The sequence below is a fragment of the Variovorax sp. CF313 genome (assembly GCF_000282635.1).
Lineage (GTDB): Bacteria > Pseudomonadota > Gammaproteobacteria > Burkholderiales > Burkholderiaceae_C > Variovorax.
In genome coordinates this window covers 69,656-84,267 of the sequence record NZ_AKIW01000042.1, presented here as the reverse complement: position 1 = coordinate 84,267, position 14,612 = coordinate 69,656, and the positions used below count along the sequence as shown (strand labels likewise).

Here is a 14,612-nt window from a genome sequence, read left to right as displayed (position 1 = left end):
GATGCGGGCCGCATGTGCGCCGCGGAATTCAGGCGCTCATAATGCCGGCGACCCATGCCAGAGGTCACCCTCGAACCCGAGGCTCCGCGCCCTCCAGCCGGGCCGGCCGCTCTCCTCTCCTGGCATTTACGGGACGACATCATGAGCGCACTCCACATGTTTCTACCGGCGTGCGAGCCAGCGCGCAGCGAGATGCTCGCGCAGCTGGCGAAGACGCACCACGTACCTCGCCACCTCGTCAAAGGCATCGTGCCCAGGAGCCACGGCGCGCGCGTGGAGACCACTTCGGCCGATGCGCCGCAAGGCCAGCAACAGGCGCAGCAAGCGCCGCCGCAGGAATCCGGGGCACCGGCCGCACAGGAGTAATTGCCGCGCGCATCGGGCGACAAGCTGGGCACGATCGACGACCTCATGACATCGCATGGCGGCGCAGCGCGGCGGGCTCGCGCTTTCGACCAATGCGGTCAAGCATTTCAAGTACGAGCTGCGCGGCAAGCGGCGCATGCACAAGACGCCGGCCCAGTGCGAGGCCGAAGCCTGCCATCACTGGCTTCAGGACGAGATCGATCTCGTGCGTCCCCCTGCCCTCGTCGCCCTGGGCGCCACGGCAGCGCGCGCACTTCTCGGACGGCAGGTGGCGGTGACGAAGGAGCGTGGCCGCTGGCACCGCGACCCATCGGGACGGCCCGTGCTGGTCACCCTGCATCCCTCCGCATTGCTGCGCGGCGCCCCCCGGCAGCGCGACGAGGCCTGGCAGGCGTGACTGAAGGACCTGGGGGTTGCGCTGCCGCGCAAGGCGAAGGACTGACACGAGCGGTGGGCCGTTTCTCACACGCGCGGCCCGCGAATCCTGCAGATTGAAGACTGCCCAGTTTCGACCCCGAAGGACTTCCATGACTGCCAGCATTCCCGGCTCACCGTGATGTAGCGCGAACCCTTGATCGCGAATTCGAGTTCGCGGCGCTGCGCAAACCCCCGCGGATAGAACTTGCCGCGCCACGGCGCGTATTTCCATCCGGAGATCCCGATGCGTTTTTCGCCCGGTATGGCGCTTCCGTACGCCCGGGTACCGGCTGCGCCGCGACGTCCTCAGGGTGCGCTCGCCGCCATGTTGCGGCACTCCTGCGCGCAGCTCCTGCAGGCCGTCGCGCACGCCTGGCAGTGATCGTGGTCATGGCTGGCGCATTCGTCGCCGCAGGCACTGCAGACCTCGGCGCACAGCCGGCAGGCGGCTCTGGCGTGCACGCTGCCGCGGGCCATCAGCGATGCGCAGAGCCTGCACATGGCCTCGCAGTCGGTGTCCAGCGCGATGCACGCGGCCAATGATTTCACGTCCGGTTCGCGCAGGCATGCCGCCGCGCAGCGGCCGCTTGCAGTGGCACAGGCATTGCACGCGGCAATGCATCGATCGAAGAGTTCCTGGGTCATCAGAGTCCTTCCTTGCGTTGCGGCAAGAGTTCCGTTGCGGCGCGCAACGAACGGGGCCCGGGCTCCCGGGGTGCATCGGGCGGCGCGCGCCTTCATCGTGTGTCGCTCGCGTGCGGCCCGTGTCGTCTACACCCGATGGCGGCTGTAAGCCTTCTCCGAGGCGCAGCATCCCGCGGGCGGGAACCGCCGCTTCATGCAACCAGCCTCCCCGCGGAAATGGAGGAGTCGCCCGGATCGAGTTGCGCGAGGATGGCGAACAGCTCGTCCACGCGGTGCGCGCAGGTGTGGCGGGCGAGCACCGTGGCAAGGCCGTGCTGCGCCAGCGAATCGGCGAATTCGCGGTCCCCGAGCACGTCGTGCAGGTGTTGGCGCATTGCGGTGCCGTCGTTCGCGACGAGGAAATCGCGGCCCGGCGTGAACAGCCCCTCGGTGTCGTGCCACGGCGCGCTCACCAGTGGAATGCCGCACGCCAACGCCTCGAACGTGCGGATGGTGGGAACGCCGCGCAGCGCTTCCACGTGGGGCCGGTGCGGCAGGTGCACCGTCACACGGTGGCGCGCGAACACGAGCGGCACCTTGTAGTTGGCGATCCATCCGCCGTACTCGATGCCGGCCCCGCTCAGGCGGTCGAGCGCGGGATCGGGGTAACGCACGCCGTGCACCAGGGCCTTCAGGCCGAGGTCGCGCACCGGTCCGAGCAGGAATTCGTCGAGCTCGGCCACGCGCTCGTCGTCGCCCCAGTTGCCGATCCACACCAGGTCGCCGGTGCGTGCCACCTCGGGGCGTGGATGAAAACGCCGCACGTCCGCGGCCTCGTGCCACGTCCACGCCTCGCGTGTCCAACCCTTGCTGCGGTACAGGTCGCGAATCACATCGCCGAAGGCCAGCGCGCCGTCGTAATGGGCGAGGTCGTAGGCGGCCATGGATCTTTCGTCCGTCACCGCGCGGTGATGCGTGTCGTGGAACAGCAGGCGGTAGCGGCCGCCGTCGCGCCGGTGCAGGCCGATGCGGCGCACCAGCGCAGGCTCATTCCATTCGTGCACGAGGACGACGTCCGCACCGTCGAGCACGGCATCGAGGTCGAGCGTCGCGCGATCGTACGGCGTGCTTCGCAGTTCGGGGTAGGCGCGCGCGAAGCCTTCCACGGGCCTGCGGCCGTGTCCGGCCTCGAGGTTGGCTCGGCTCCAGCCGCGGCGCGGTTCGTACACGGCCACTTCGTGGCCTCGCGCGACAAGCTCGCTGCAGATGCCGCGCAAGAAGTGAGCAGTGCCATGGTTCCAATCGGAAACGAGTGAATGGCAGAACATCACGAAGCGCATGAAATCTCCCTGTTTTGCTGTTTTGCTGTTGGACGGCAAGGTGGAAGCAACGGGATCGGCGACCCCGGGCCTCAGTGCCTGCGCCTCGCCACGAGATAGCCCGCCGTGGCGGCCAGTGCCAGGGCGCCTCCCGCCACGACGATGCCCGCTGCCAGCCCCGGCATCTCCGGGCGGGGCGGCGTGCGCTGCGCGGTGGCGCGCGCCGGTGCGGGCGCCGCGGACACCGGCATCGACTTCGACACGCTCACCGACACCGGATCGCTCGCCGGGAACGACTCTTCGATGCCGTGGTCGATCGCGTCCTCGTGCGGCATCTCGGTCACGGCCCGGGCAGGGGGCGTCCCGCCGCTGTGCGCGGGTGGAGCGGAGTGATCCTCCGACGTGGGGAAACGGAAGGCGCGGTCCTCGTCCGGGGTGCTGCTGGAAGTGGGGGTGCTCATGGAAGGACTCCTGGATATGGTTCGGCTTCGGATCAGATTGCCGGTCTATCCAAGCGCCGCACCGCCGTGTGTGGGAGCCCGGGGTCAGCGCCTGTAGGAGCGGCGGACTAGGGCCGGCCACACGGGCGCGGCGGGAAAAAAAGCCCGGCCGGTATGGGTGCGCTCCGACGCGAAGACGGGATTCCGGGACGCGGTGGCCGTCGCTTCCGGACGACGCCTCCACGGGGCCGGCGCAACCAGCATCGGGGCCCCAGGAGGAATACGCCCATGGACCGACTCTTCGCTTCGTTCGCCAACCACGTCGCGCGCATCGCGGGGAGCCCGACGACCTTCCTGCTCTGCGTCGCGGTGGTGGTGGTGTGGGCCGCCACGGGGCCCATGTTCGGCTTCTCGGAGACCTGGCAGCTGATCATCAATACCGGTACGACGATCGTGACGTTCCTGATGGTGTTCCTGATCCAGAACACCCAGAACCGCGACGGCCTGGCGCTGCAGACCAAGCTCGACGAACTCATCCGCTCGTCCGACGCGCAGGACGAATTCATGGGCATCGAGAAGCTCACCGACAAGGAACTGGTCGTGCTGCACCAGAAGTGCGAGGCGGCTGCGAGACAGAGCCAGGCCACGCTGGAGCGCGCGCTCGCCGAACGCCGCAGGCGCGGCCACACGGGCGTGCCCAAGGGCGAGCGCCAGCAGCAGGCCGATGGCCGGAATCGCGGCATGGGCGAACCTTGAATTCGAGCGGCCGAGACCGAATAATGGGCCGCAGGCGCTGCCCCTGCCGCCCCTATCCGTATCCGCCGCGTTCCTTGTTCATTCATCCCTTTCGAGGAGATCGTCTTGACAATGAAGATCGCGCAGATTGCGCCACTGTACGAAGCCGTTCCACCCAGGTTTTATGGCGGCACCGAAAGAGTCGTCGCGTACCTTGCCAATGCGCTGGCGGACCTCGGCCATGAGGTCACGCTGTTCGCCTGTGCCGACGCGCGCAGCCGCGCGAAGGTGGTGCCGATGCGCGCCCAGGCACTGCGGCTGGACCCCGCGCCACTGAAGTCGGACCTGGCCAGCCACCTGACCATGCTCCACGAGGTTCGGCGCCGCGCCGGCGAGTTCGACGTGCTTCATTTCCACGTCGACCTGGTGCACTTCCCGTTCTTCGAGGACATGGCCGAGCGCACGCTGACCACGCTGCACGGGCGGCTCGACATCGCCGACCTGCCCGAGGCCTACATGCGCTGGAACAGGTATCCGCTGGCATCGATCTCGCGCCACCAGCGCCGCCCCCTGCCCTTCGCCAACTGGCTCGCGAACGTGCCGCACGGGATCGATGAATCGGCCTACGCGTTCGGACAGGGCACGGGCGGCTACCTGGCGTTTCTCGGCCGCATCTCGCCCGAGAAGCGGCCGGACCGCGCCATCTCGATCGCCAGGAAGGCGGGCCTGCCGCTGCGCATCGCCGCCAAGGTGGATCCCGCCGACCGGCACTATTTCGAGCAGGAGATCCGCCGCCTGCTCGACGATCCGCTGGTCGATTTCATCGGCGAGATCGGCGACGAGGACAAGGCGGCCTTCCTCGGCGGCGCGCGCGCGCTGCTGTTTCCCATCGACTGGCCGGAGCCCTTCGGGCTCGTGATGATCGAAGCCATGGCTTGCGGCACGCCGGTGATCGGCTGGCGCTGCGGATCGGTGCCCGAGATCGTCGAGGACGGCGTGAGCGGTGTGATCGTCGAGAGCGAGGCGCAGGCCGTCGCGGCGGTGCACGAGATCGACCGGCTCGACCGCCGCCTCGTGCGGCAGGCCTTCGACCGCCGCTTCTCCGCGCGCGCCATGGCCAAGGCCTACCTGGAGCTCTATGCGCGCCTCGTGGGCGGCGGCAGCCCCCTGCCGGAGAAGCAGCCGCCGCTGCCGGTTCTCCAGAAAGCGGCCTGAGACATGAGCACCGATGCAGAAACCACCGCCGCCGACCAGGCCGAGCCGGCCACGGAGCGCGCCGTGCAGCAGGCCTTCGTCCTGAAGGAAGGCGACACCTATTTCGTGATGGACGCGCTGGGCGACGTGGGCGGCGGCGTCGACGGACTGTTCCACAACGACACGCGCATGCTCTCGACCTTCACGCTGAGCCTCGACGCGCAGCGGCCATCGCTGCTTTCCAGCGGCGTGAGCCAGGACAACGTGTTCTTCATCGCGAACCTCACGAACCATCCGCTGCCCGTGCTCGGCTCGACGTCGATGCCGCAGGGCGTGATCCACCTGGAGCGCAAGCGCTTCTTGTGGAACGCCCGCCTCTTCGAACGCATCCGCCTCGTGAACTACGGCGAGCAGGCGGCCCACGTGCCGCTGGGCCTGCGCTTCGGCGCCGACTTCCGCGACATGTTCGAGGTGCGCGGGCAGCGCCGCGCCCGGCGTGGCGACTTCGACGCCCCCGAAGTGCGCCCCGACGGCGCGACGCTTCGCTATCGCGGGCTCGACACCCTCCTGCGCAGCGCCTGCATCGACTTCTCCATGACCCCGCGCAGCATGGACGCCGGCAGCGCCGAATTCGATGTGCGGCTCGCGGCGCACGGCGAATGGACCTTGCATGTCGAAGTGGGCGAGCAGCCCGCGCGGCCGACTCCGCAGCGATTTCGCGAAGCCTGCACGCTCGCGCGGTGGCGCATGCGCGCGCGGCAGCGCAGGGGCGCCCGCCTGCAGAGTTCGGGGCGCCTGTTCCAGGCATGGCTGGAGCGCTCGCGCGCAGACCTGGCGCTGCTGACCACCGACTTGCCCACCGGGCCCTATCCGTACGCCGGCATCCCCTGGTTCTCCACGCCTTTCGGGCGCGACGCGATCGTGACCTCGTTCCAGACGCTGTGGATCGATCCGCGGCTGGCCGAGGGCGTGCTCACCTTCCTGTCGGCGAGACAGGCGCGCCAGACCTCCACCTTCCGCGACTCCGAGCCGGGGAAGATCATGCACGAGACCCGCAAGGGCGAAATGGCCGCCGTGGACGAGCTGCCCTTCGGCGAGTACTACGGCGGCGTCGACACCACGCCGCTGTTCGTGGCGCTCGCGGGCGCCTATGCGCGGCGCACCGGCGACCACGCCGCCATCGCGCGCATCTGGCCCTCGCTGTGCGCCGCCTGCGACTGGATGGAGCGCAACATGTCGCGCCACCCCGAGGGGCTGCTGGCCTACCAGCGCGGCGAGGCCAGCGGCCTCGTCAACCAGGGCTGGAAGGACAGCCACGATTCGATCTTCCACGCCGACGGGCGCACACCCATGGGGCCCATTGCGCTGGTCGAGGTGCAGGGCTACGCGTACGACGCATTCCTTGCGATGTCGACGATGGCCGAATGGCGCGGCGACGCGGCCGCGGGGCGCTGGCGCCGGCGCGCCGAGGCGGTGCTCGAAGCGGTCGAGAGATGCTTCTGGCTCGAGGACCAGCAGTTCTATGCACTGGCCGTCGACGGCCTGGGGCTGCCCTGCCGCGTGCGCGCCTCCAACGCCGGCCATCTGCTGTTCTTCGGCCTGCCGGACCAGGACCGTGCCGCGGCGGTGGGGCGGCAACTGATGTCGTCCTCGTTCACCTCCGGATGGGGCGTTCGCACGCTGCCCACGGAGGCCGTGCGCTTCAATCCCATGTCCTACCACAACGGCTCGGTGTGGCCGCACGACACCGCCCTGTGCGCGGCGGGCCTGGCGCGGTACGGCGAGCGCGAGGGGGTGATGCGCATCCTCGACGAGCTCTTCGAGTCCGCCGCGCATTTCGGCATGCGCCTGCCGGAACTCTTCTGCGGCTTCAATCGCCAGCCCGGCCAGGCCCCCGTGGCCTACCCGGTCGCATGCCTGCCGCAGGCATGGGCAGCGGGTTCGGCGTTCATGCTGGTCCAGGCCTGCCTGGGCGTGGAGATCGACGGCATCCGCAACAAGGTGCGCATCGTGCAGCCGCGCCTGCCGGCGAACATCGAGCAGTTGCGCGTGGAGCGGCTGAAGGTCGGCCAGGGCCTCGTGGACCTGAGGTTCCAGCGCATCGGCAACCGCATCGTGGTTTCGGCGGAATCGCCGCCGCGCGGCCCGCACGTGGAGGTGGAGCTTTGCCTCTGACGCCCGGGGTGTCTAGAGCCCGCCGACGATGGTCTTCAGCTCGTCGATCGACGCCGGTTTCGGCAGGTACGCATTGAAACCCGCCTCGAGCGCGCGGCGCACATCCGCGCGCCGGCCCAGGCCCGACATCGCGATCGAGCGCAGCTCGCGCGTTGCGGGCCTGCGGCGCACCTCCGCAATGAGCTCGAAGCCATCCATCTGCGGCATTCCGAGGTCGGACACGAGCAGGTCGTAGGTGTTCTTCTCGAGCAGGTCCAGCGCTTCCCTGGCGCTCTCCGCGACGTCGACGGTCGCGCCCTCCAGCCGCAGCACCTCCGCGAACGGAATCAGCGCGTCGGCGTAGTCATCCACCGCCAGCACGCGCCAACCTTTGAAATCGACCTCGGCCTGCGCCTGTGCCTGCGTTGCCGCCTGCTCGGCGCCCTTGCCTTCGAGCGGAAGCCACACGCTGAACTCGCACCCTTTCCCGATGCCGGCCGAGAACGCCTTGACCCGCCCCTGGTGGGCATGCGCGAGTTCCTGCACCAGGGCCAGGCCGATGCCCATCCCGGCGTTGGACGGCGCTGCCTCGTCGACGGCCTGGTTGAACATGCCGAACACATGCGGCAGGAACTCGCTGGAGATGCCGCAGCCGCTGTCCGTCACGGTGAGCCTGGCGAATCCGCCCTCGGCCTCCACGCGGGCGCAGATGCGCCCGCCCGCGGGCGTGAACTTGACGGCGTTGCTCAGCAGGTTCCAGGCGATCTGCTCAACGCGCACCCGGTCGCCATGGCACTCGATGCCCGGTTCGCAGTGCGTCTCCAGCACCAGCTTCTTCTCGGGTGCGGCTGCAACGGCGGCATTCGCGGCAGCCTGCACGATCTCGCCCAGGTCGACGCGCACCCGGTTCAGCCGCAACTTGCCGGTGCGGATGCGCGAGAGGTCCAGCAGGTCGTTGATGATGCGGGTCTGGCTGCCGACGGCGCGCTTGATGGTCTCGCTCACCCGCCGGACCTTGGCGTTTTCCATGGCCACCGGCAAGTGCAGCAGCAGTTCCGCGTTCATCTGGATCAGGTTGAGCGGCTGCTTCAGCTCGTGCGACATCACCGCGAGGAACCTGTCCTTCAGCTCGTTGGCCATCTGGGCGTTCAGGCTCGCCTTTTTTTCCTTGACCAGCAGATGGTCCAGCGTGAGCTCGTGCCGCTTGGTGCCGGTCATGTCCCGCGCGATCTTGGCGAAGCCGCCTCCCGCCCTTTCGTCCAGCAGCGTCATCACGCCGCTGCAGAAGAAGCGCGTGCCGTCCTTTCGCTGGTGCCAGCGCTCGTCTTCGGCGCGGCCGGATTGCGCCGCGCAGCGCATTTCCGCTTCGGGTACGCCGTGCGCGCGGTCCTCGGGCGTGAAGATGGTCGCGATCGGGCTGCCGATCATCTCTGCCTCGCCGTAGCCGAAGATGCGCTCGGCACCGAGATTCCAGCTGGTGACGATGCCCTGCGGGTCGGCCGTGATGATGGCGAAGTCGCTCGTCGTCGCGGCCGCCCGCCGCAGCCGCTCCTCGCCCGCACGCACGCGCTCTTCCGCGGTCCGCAATTCGGTGATGTCGAAGAAGTTGATGATGGCCCCCTCGATCCGGTCCTCGGCCGTCCGGTACGGAAGGATGCGCGCGAGGAAATGCCGCCCGTCGGCGCTCTTCACGTGGCGCTCGCTCGCGCGCAATTCCCTGAAGGCCGACGCCGTGTCCTCGGCCAGCTCGGGGTAGTCGAGCCGGGTCGTGATGTCGAACAGCGAGCGTCCCAGGTCCGAAGGGATCAGGTTGAAGAGGTTGCTCGCATGCGGCGTGTAGCGCTTGATGTGCATGCTCCGGTCGACGAACACGGTGGCGATCTCGGACGAGGCGATCAGGTTCTGCAGGTCGTCGTTGATGTGCTCCCATTCCTCGACCTTGATCTTGAGCTCGAAGTTGACGGTCACCAGCTCCTCGTTCATCGACTGGAGCTCTTCCTTGCTCGTCTCCAGTTCCTCGCTGGCCGAGCGCAGTTCCTCGTTGATGGCCTGCAGCTCCTCGTTCGAGGCCTTCAGTTCCTCGGTCGATGTCTCGGAGCTCTCGATGGTGTCCTGCAGGTGGAGCTTGAGCTGCCTGATTTCCTCCTCGAGCTGGGCGACCAGCTGTTCGCGCGCGGCGTCGGGCGGTGCGCCATCGTCCGGCCGCGTGCTCTCCTCGACCTCGTCGAAGACCACCAGGATAAGCTGCCTGCTCCCCGGCTCCTGCTGCACCGGTCGCACGGTGATGTTCAGGAACACCTGCCGGCCGTCTTCCTGGCGCAGCACGAGCCGCGCCTCGACGCTGTGCGACGACTGCGCCGATTTGAACAGCGCGGTGCGCAGCTCGAGCCGGATGTCCGGGCGCACGTTGTTCAGCAGGTTGTCCGAAGGCTCGCCGCTCGCGCGCTCGAGGAAGCGCCCGGCGCCGTTGGACAGGTGAAGCACGTTGTGGTCGCTGTCGATCAGCACGCTGGGCGGCGAGAACTGCTCCAGCGCGCGCTGGTGCAGCTCGGCGAGGCTGGGCCGTTCGCCGCCATTGCGCCTGGCTGCACGCAGTGCCTGCATGACGGGGCCGGTCGGCAGCGCGGTCGGCGCCTCGCTGATCACCGGCACGTGCCGTGCGGGCGGAAACTCGGGGTTGACCTGGAAGATGCGGTGGCGCTTGTCGACGGCGGCGAACAGGTTCGCGGCCGCGTCGGTCGACTCGGAGGTGCCGAGGAACAGGAAGCCGCCCGGCTTGAGCGCGATGCGGAACATCCCGAGCACGCGGGCCTGGGCGTCGCGATCGAGATAGATCAGCAGGTTGCGGCAGCAGATCATGTCGAGCCTGGAGAACGGCGGATCGCTCAGCAGGTTGTGCTGCGCGAAGAGCACCGGCTCGCGCACCGCGGCCGACACGCGGAACTGGTCGCGGTCCTTCAGGAAGTACCGCCGCAGCCGGCCCGGCGCGATGTCTTCCGCGATGCCCTGCGCATACACGCCCTTGCGGGCCGTGGCGATGGCGCGCTCGTCGACGTCGGTTGCGAAGACCTGGATGTCCAGCGGCTTCGACAAACGATCGGCGTGCTCGCGCAGCAGCATGCTGACGGAGTACGCCTCCTCCCCGGTCGCGCATCCTGCCACCCAGACCCGCAGCTGCTCGCCCGGTTGCTTGCGCTCCACCAGCGGCCCGATGACCTCTCCGGACAATGCCTCGAAGGCATCGCGGTCCCGGAAAAAGTTGGTCACGCTGATCAGCATGTCCTGCAGCAGCGGCGCGGCCTCCTCCGGGTGCTCCCGGAGGAAGTCGCGGTAGGCCGGCAGGTCGGCCAGCCGGTTCACTTGCAGCCGGCGCTCGATGCGGCGCAGCACCGTGGCGCGCTTGTAGTGGAGGAAGTCGTGCCGCGTGTAGGTCTTCAGCAGCGCCATGACCTCCTGCAGCGCCTTCTCGGCGAGCCGCGACGAGGCGAGGCCCTCCGGCTCCTCCACGAAAGCGCCCACCTCGGACGTGTGGGGAAGCTGGATGTGGCGCGCGTTGCGCCATACATCGACCAGCCGCTCGCCCATCTGGTCGGCCGGAAGCACAAAGTCGACCATGCCGGTGGCGATGGCGGCCAGCGGCATTCCACCGTAGGTCGCGTCCTCCGGCGACTGGGCCATGGTCAGGCCCGCATGCTCCTTGATTCGGGTGAGCCCGACCGCGCCGTCGCTGCCGGTGCCCGACAGGACGATGCTGACCGCGCGCTCGCGGTGCACCTGCGCCAGCGTGCGGAAGAAGACGTCCGCCGCGGTTGCGGGTCCATAGGGCCGCTCTCCCTGCGTGACCTGCAGGTTGCCGCCGTTCATCGTCAGTTCGACACCGGGCGGAATCACGTAGATGTGATCGACCTCGATCGGCATCGTGCCGGCCGCCCGGGCCACGGGCAATGCCGTCGTGCGCTGCAGGATCTCGGGGGCGCTGCTTTCATGGTCCGGCGACAGGTGCAGGATCACCACGAAGGCCATGCCCGGCCGCTCGGGCATGTGCTCGAAGAAGCGCATCAGCGCTTCCATTCCGCCGGCCGATCCGGCAAGGCCGACGACGGGGAAGCTCAGCGAACTTGGCGCCAGCGTCGCGGGTGCGGAGGAAGGCGCAGGGGCACCGGAGGTCTGGGACTCGGGCATTCAGGCTCGCAGGGAAAGTGCGGCATTCGGGAGGAGCGATTTTGCGCCCAAGTCCGGCAACCCCGGTACGAGCATTCCCTGCGCGGCGCCCGCCGCGGGAGCGGGGACGCCGTGCAAGCCCTCAGGCGGCCTGGATCTCGATGCGCCGCGCCTTCGCGTGCGCAGCCTTGGGAATCCGCAGCCGCAGCACGCCCTGCGCCAGTTCGGCGGTGACGTTCTGGGTGTCGAGCTCCTTGCTCAGCGTGAACACCCGCCTGAACCTCGCGAGGCCCACCTCCGTGTGGCTGGAGTTGAGGCCCTCGGGCGTTGTCAGGCTGGACTCGGCTTCGATGGTCAGCGTCGCGGCTTCCACGTGGAGGTTCAGCCTGTCGCGGCTCACGCCGGGCAGGTCGGCGTAGAGCGTGATGCCGCCGCTGTCCTCGATCACGTCGACGGCCGGCGTCAGCGCAGCCTCGGCATGGCGAGACGAGTCCTTCTGTGCGAGCTTGCCCGGTTCGGCGGCCGACGAGGCCTGGAGATCGCGTTTCATGGTGTGGCTCCTTTCGTTCGGTTCGTTCGGGATTCCTCCTCCGGCTCGCTACTGGATGGCGATCCGGCGCGGCTGCGCGGACGCGCGCCGCTGGACGGTGATGTGCAGCACGCCATCGCTCATGCGGGCGTTCACGGCGTCGGGGTCGGCGTCTTCCGGCAGCGTCATGACGCGGCGGAATGCGCCTTCGAAACGCTCGTTGATGTGCACCGCGGCCTTGTCGCCTTCCTCGGGGAGCGCGCTCTTGCGCTCCCCGGAGATGGTCAGCAGGCCGCGCTCGAGGTTGACCTCGAGCGTAGAGGGGTCCACGCCCGGCGCGAACGCATAGATTTCCAGCGTCTGCGGGGTGCTGCCCACGTTCAGCGCGGGGAAGCCGTTCCAGGCAATGCCGCGGATGGAGGGAGACAGGTCGAAAGCCTGCTGCACGTCGCGCTGCAGGCGGTCCATCTCCGCAAAGATGTCGCGAGGAAACAAGGATCGATACATGGCGAAACCTCCGTAAGAAGTTGAATGCAGAAACAACGAAAAGCCGGCGGCGTGCCCCCGTGCTCCAGGCGCTACTGGAGCCTGCTCGATTCGCGCTGGGCCGGGGGCGGCGCCGCCGGACCGGCGCGCGCGAGCGTCTTGATTCGCGGCATCCGCAAGCGCCAGCGCGGCGGGCGGGTCACCGGATAGTCGAACTTCGCCAGTTCTTCCCGACCCTTGCTGGTGATGGCGAGCACCTGCGCCGCGGACGGTGTGCCCGCAAGCGCGACGGGGTCGGAGGGTGACGGCACCAGGGCCACTACGAGGCCCGCGGCCCGAAGCAGCCGGACCTTGTCGATGTCCTCCGTCCGGTAGAAGGACACGGGCAAGCGGGAGGTGGCGATTTGCCTCAGCAGGTTCATGGTCATTTGAGTGCCTCCTTTTCGGTTTGACCAGGTTCCAACGGAAGTCAACATAGTTTCACTCGCCAGGATTTCAAGAGGGGAAATCGACAGCCGATCTTCAGTGTCAGTGCGCCGCGTTTTCGCTGTCTCCTTCCTCATGAAGGTCGCTCATGGACGGCTCCACGAAGCCAGGGTGTCGCGCACCTCGTCGTCGCTGGGCGGATCGAAGACGCCGTACCACGCGCCCACGGCGTGGAAAGGATCGGGCATGTGCATGCAGACCACCTCGTCCGCACGCGAGCCCATGCGCTCGAGGTCGCTGCGGCCGGCAAACTCGCTCGCCTTCGCGGGCTGTGCCAGCGCCTGGCACGCCGTGGCTTCGCCGACCGGCACCGCGGCAACGACTTTCGCCGCGCCGAGCGAACGCGCCGCGATGATCGCGGCGCGCATCGACAGGCCGGTGGCGAGGCCGTCGTCGACCAGGATGACGGTCTTGCCGCCCAGCTCGCAAGGTGCCCGGCCGCCGCGGTAGGCGCGTTCACGGCGCGCCAGCTCCCGCTGCTCGCGTTCGAAGACGAGCGTCAGGTCGGCCCAGGGCTCACCGGTCACGCGCACGCCGCCCGCGGCGATCGCCCCGGCCGCATATTCCTCGTGGCCGGGAAGCCCCAGCTTGCGCACCACCATGATGTCGAGCGGGAGATTCAGTGCCCGTGCGACTTGCGCACCGACAGGCACGCCGCCTCGCGGCAGCGCCAGCACGAGCGCATCCGGCGCGTCGCGGTACTGGCCGAGCAGCGTCGCGAGCTGGCGGCCTGCATCGACGCGGTCCCGGAACATGGTCGGCCTCCCGCCTATGAGCGGCCTCGCCGCAAGGCCGGGTCGCTGGGCGAATTGGTCGGCGACAGCTGTTCGGCTGGGGGCCCGAGCAGGCCGCTGTCGCCGCCCTTGGCGTGCGTGGTGCCGCCGCTGCGCACCTTGTAGCGGCCCGAATAGATCTCGTCGTCGTCGAAGTTCAGCGGTGCGGTGTCGGGGGTGCCGCCGCTTTGTACCGCGCCGCGCGACGGCGGGTTGTCGTCGTGGGGGCCGATGGCGTCCTGCACCGGGGCGCCGGCCTGGCGGCTTTTCGTGGCTGCGGGCTTGTGCGTCGTTTTCATGGTTCGTTCCTTTGCGCGATGGAGACCGGAAACAGGCCTCTAGAGTTCGGGTTTCGACCTTGCAGCGCAGGTCCGCTGTGGGAGCGGCCAGGCAGCGAATGTAGGAACAGAAACCCTTGTCGCGTGCCGCCGCACTCGCGCTCCCTCAGAGCGAAGTGAACCCGTCCGACAGACGGCCGGCGCCGGCGGCGCAGATTGGTCCTGCCAAGTGAAAAAGGAGCGCGCAATGATCCGGAAACTCGCTTCGGGCGAATACCGCCTGTATTCCCGCAAGATCGATCCCAAGACGGGCAAGCGCCGCAACCTGGGCACCTTCGCCTCGCAGGAGCAGGCCCGGCAGCACGAGCGCGAAGTCCAGTACTTCAAGCGCCACCACTGAAGAGCCCGCGTGTCGCGAAGGAACGGGGCCTCGCGCCACGGAGCCGGGGCGGGCCGGCAGCTCACAGCATGAACGAATCCCGGCTGCGCGCGGCGGGGCCTGCCTCGCTCGCGCTGCCTTCATCGTCGGCGGTAGCGATGCGCAGGCGGGCGCGTTCGTGCCTGCGGATGAGATCGCCGCACCGTTCGCGGTCGGCCGTATCGGCGGGCGGGTCTTCGCCGCAGTCGATGAGGAACTGCGACTCGTCGAA

At 68.7% G+C, this 14,612-nt stretch carries 15 protein-coding genes; 6 read left to right on the top strand and 9 right to left on the bottom strand.

Annotation, left to right across the window (positions count from 1 at the left end; all coding sequences use genetic code 11):
• Positions 1-141 precede the first annotated feature (141 nt).
• Together PMI12_RS13000 and PMI12_RS12995 are read left to right on the top strand one after the other, a co-directional pair.
• A complete protein-coding gene (locus tag PMI12_RS13000) occupies positions 142-366 on the top strand; it encodes a hypothetical protein (RefSeq protein ID WP_007832972.1) in 225 nt (74 codons plus the stop codon).
• 55 nt (positions 367-421) lie between these two features.
• Positions 422-763 (top strand): uracil-DNA glycosylase family protein, encoded by a 342-nt coding sequence (locus PMI12_RS12995; RefSeq protein ID WP_007832965.1) that lies wholly within the window; start codon positions 422-424, stop codon positions 761-763.
• A gap of 326 nt (positions 764-1,089) precedes the next feature.
• On the opposite strand, the gene PMI12_RS12990 is transcribed toward PMI12_RS12995, so the two are convergent.
• The 3 genes from PMI12_RS12990 to PMI12_RS27835 all read right to left on the bottom strand — a co-directional run bounded on the left by PMI12_RS12990 (position 1,090) and on the right by PMI12_RS27835 (position 3,187).
• Complete coding sequence (locus PMI12_RS12990) at positions 1,090-1,428, bottom strand: four-helix bundle copper-binding protein (RefSeq protein ID WP_042673315.1); 339 nt, start codon at positions 1,426-1,428, stop codon at positions 1,090-1,092.
• 191 nt (positions 1,429-1,619) lie between these two features.
• Positions 1,620-2,636, bottom strand: a complete 1,017-nt coding sequence (locus PMI12_RS12985) for a CgeB family protein (protein WP_237726089.1) — start codon at positions 2,634-2,636, stop codon at positions 1,620-1,622.
• A gap of 182 nt (positions 2,637-2,818) precedes the next feature.
• Entirely contained in the window at positions 2,819-3,187 is a 369-nt protein-coding gene (locus PMI12_RS27835) for a hypothetical protein (RefSeq protein ID WP_007832957.1), read from the bottom strand.
• Positions 3,188-3,454: 267 nt separating this feature from the next.
• Between PMI12_RS27835 and PMI12_RS12975 the strand changes: the two genes are divergently transcribed.
• The 3 genes from PMI12_RS12975 to PMI12_RS12965 all read left to right on the top strand — a co-directional run bounded on the left by PMI12_RS12975 (position 3,455) and on the right by PMI12_RS12965 (position 7,270).
• Positions 3,455-3,922: a low affinity iron permease family protein gene (locus tag PMI12_RS12975; RefSeq protein ID WP_007832956.1), complete on the top strand. Its 468-nt coding sequence runs from the start codon at positions 3,455-3,457 to the stop codon at positions 3,920-3,922.
• 111 nt (positions 3,923-4,033) lie between these two features.
• Positions 4,034-5,116, top strand: a complete 1,083-nt coding sequence (locus tag PMI12_RS12970) for a glycosyltransferase family 4 protein (protein WP_007832954.1) — start codon at positions 4,034-4,036, stop codon at positions 5,114-5,116.
• 3 nt (positions 5,117-5,119) lie between these two features.
• Positions 5,120-7,270 carry an amylo-alpha-1,6-glucosidase gene (locus PMI12_RS12965; protein WP_007832952.1) on the top strand — a complete coding sequence of 717 codons (2,151 nt, stop codon included), beginning with the start codon at positions 5,120-5,122 and terminating at the stop codon, positions 7,268-7,270.
• Positions 7,271-7,282: 12 nt separating this feature from the next.
• On the opposite strand, the gene PMI12_RS12960 is transcribed toward PMI12_RS12965, so the two are convergent.
• The 6 genes from PMI12_RS12960 to PMI12_RS12935 all read right to left on the bottom strand — a co-directional run bounded on the left by PMI12_RS12960 (position 7,283) and on the right by PMI12_RS12935 (position 13,983).
• Positions 7,283-11,431 carry a CheR family methyltransferase gene (locus tag PMI12_RS12960; protein WP_007832950.1) on the bottom strand — a complete coding sequence of 1,383 codons (4,149 nt, stop codon included), beginning with the start codon at positions 11,429-11,431 and terminating at the stop codon, positions 7,283-7,285.
• 121 nt (positions 11,432-11,552) lie between these two features.
• On the bottom strand, positions 11,553-11,960 hold the full coding sequence (locus PMI12_RS12955) for an Hsp20/alpha crystallin family protein (RefSeq protein ID WP_007832948.1): 408 nt from the start codon (positions 11,958-11,960) through the stop codon (positions 11,553-11,555).
• A gap of 48 nt (positions 11,961-12,008) precedes the next feature.
• Positions 12,009-12,446: an Hsp20/alpha crystallin family protein gene (locus tag PMI12_RS12950; protein WP_007832946.1), complete on the bottom strand. Its 438-nt coding sequence runs from the start codon at positions 12,444-12,446 to the stop codon at positions 12,009-12,011.
• A 71-nt stretch (positions 12,447-12,517) separates the two neighbouring features.
• Positions 12,518-12,853: a hypothetical protein gene (locus PMI12_RS28520; RefSeq protein ID WP_007832944.1), complete on the bottom strand. Its 336-nt coding sequence runs from the start codon at positions 12,851-12,853 to the stop codon at positions 12,518-12,520.
• A 144-nt stretch (positions 12,854-12,997) separates the two neighbouring features.
• Complete coding sequence (locus tag PMI12_RS12940) at positions 12,998-13,666, bottom strand: phosphoribosyltransferase (protein WP_007832941.1); 669 nt, start codon at positions 13,664-13,666, stop codon at positions 12,998-13,000.
• A 14-nt stretch (positions 13,667-13,680) separates the two neighbouring features.
• Positions 13,681-13,983, bottom strand: a complete 303-nt coding sequence (locus PMI12_RS12935) for a hypothetical protein (RefSeq protein WP_007832939.1) — start codon at positions 13,981-13,983, stop codon at positions 13,681-13,683.
• A 226-nt stretch (positions 13,984-14,209) separates the two neighbouring features.
• Here PMI12_RS12935 and PMI12_RS29215 point away from each other — a divergent pair, with 226 nt between their 5' ends.
• Positions 14,210-14,362 carry a hypothetical protein gene (locus PMI12_RS29215; protein WP_007832938.1) on the top strand — a complete coding sequence of 51 codons (153 nt, stop codon included), beginning with the start codon at positions 14,210-14,212 and terminating at the stop codon, positions 14,360-14,362.
• Positions 14,363-14,612: the final 250 nt, after the last annotated feature.

What these genes read in the sequence shown, in the direction of transcription:
- PMI12_RS13000 (WP_007832972.1), top strand. Translation starts at nt 142, where the DNA reads ATGAGCGCACTCCACATGTTTCTACCGGCGTGCGAGCCAGCGCGCAGC.
- PMI12_RS12995 (WP_007832965.1), top strand. Translation starts at nt 422, where the DNA reads ATGGCGGCGCAGCGCGGCGGGCTCGCGCTTTCGACCAATGCGGTCAAG.
- PMI12_RS12990 (WP_042673315.1), bottom strand. Translation starts at nt 1,428, where the DNA reads ATGACCCAGGAACTCTTCGATCGATGCATTGCCGCGTGCAATGCCTGT.
- PMI12_RS27835 (WP_007832957.1), bottom strand. Translation starts at nt 3,187, where the DNA reads ATGAGCACCCCCACTTCCAGCAGCACCCCGGACGAGGACCGCGCCTTC.
- PMI12_RS12975 (WP_007832956.1), top strand. Translation starts at nt 3,455, where the DNA reads ATGGACCGACTCTTCGCTTCGTTCGCCAACCACGTCGCGCGCATCGCG.
- PMI12_RS12970 (WP_007832954.1), top strand. Translation starts at nt 4,034, where the DNA reads ATGAAGATCGCGCAGATTGCGCCACTGTACGAAGCCGTTCCACCCAGG.
- PMI12_RS12965 (WP_007832952.1), top strand. Translation starts at nt 5,120, where the DNA reads ATGAGCACCGATGCAGAAACCACCGCCGCCGACCAGGCCGAGCCGGCC.
- PMI12_RS12960 (WP_007832950.1), bottom strand. Translation starts at nt 11,431, where the DNA reads ATGCCCGAGTCCCAGACCTCCGGTGCCCCTGCGCCTTCCTCCGCACCC.
- PMI12_RS12955 (WP_007832948.1), bottom strand. Translation starts at nt 11,960, where the DNA reads ATGAAACGCGATCTCCAGGCCTCGTCGGCCGCCGAACCGGGCAAGCTC.
- PMI12_RS12950 (WP_007832946.1), bottom strand. Translation starts at nt 12,446, where the DNA reads ATGTATCGATCCTTGTTTCCTCGCGACATCTTTGCGGAGATGGACCGC.
- PMI12_RS28520 (WP_007832944.1), bottom strand. Translation starts at nt 12,853, where the DNA reads ATGACCATGAACCTGCTGAGGCAAATCGCCACCTCCCGCTTGCCCGTG.
- PMI12_RS12940 (WP_007832941.1), bottom strand. Translation starts at nt 13,666, where the DNA reads ATGTTCCGGGACCGCGTCGATGCAGGCCGCCAGCTCGCGACGCTGCTC.
- PMI12_RS12935 (WP_007832939.1), bottom strand. Translation starts at nt 13,983, where the DNA reads ATGAAAACGACGCACAAGCCCGCAGCCACGAAAAGCCGCCAGGCCGGC.
- PMI12_RS29215 (WP_007832938.1), top strand. Translation starts at nt 14,210, where the DNA reads ATGATCCGGAAACTCGCTTCGGGCGAATACCGCCTGTATTCCCGCAAG.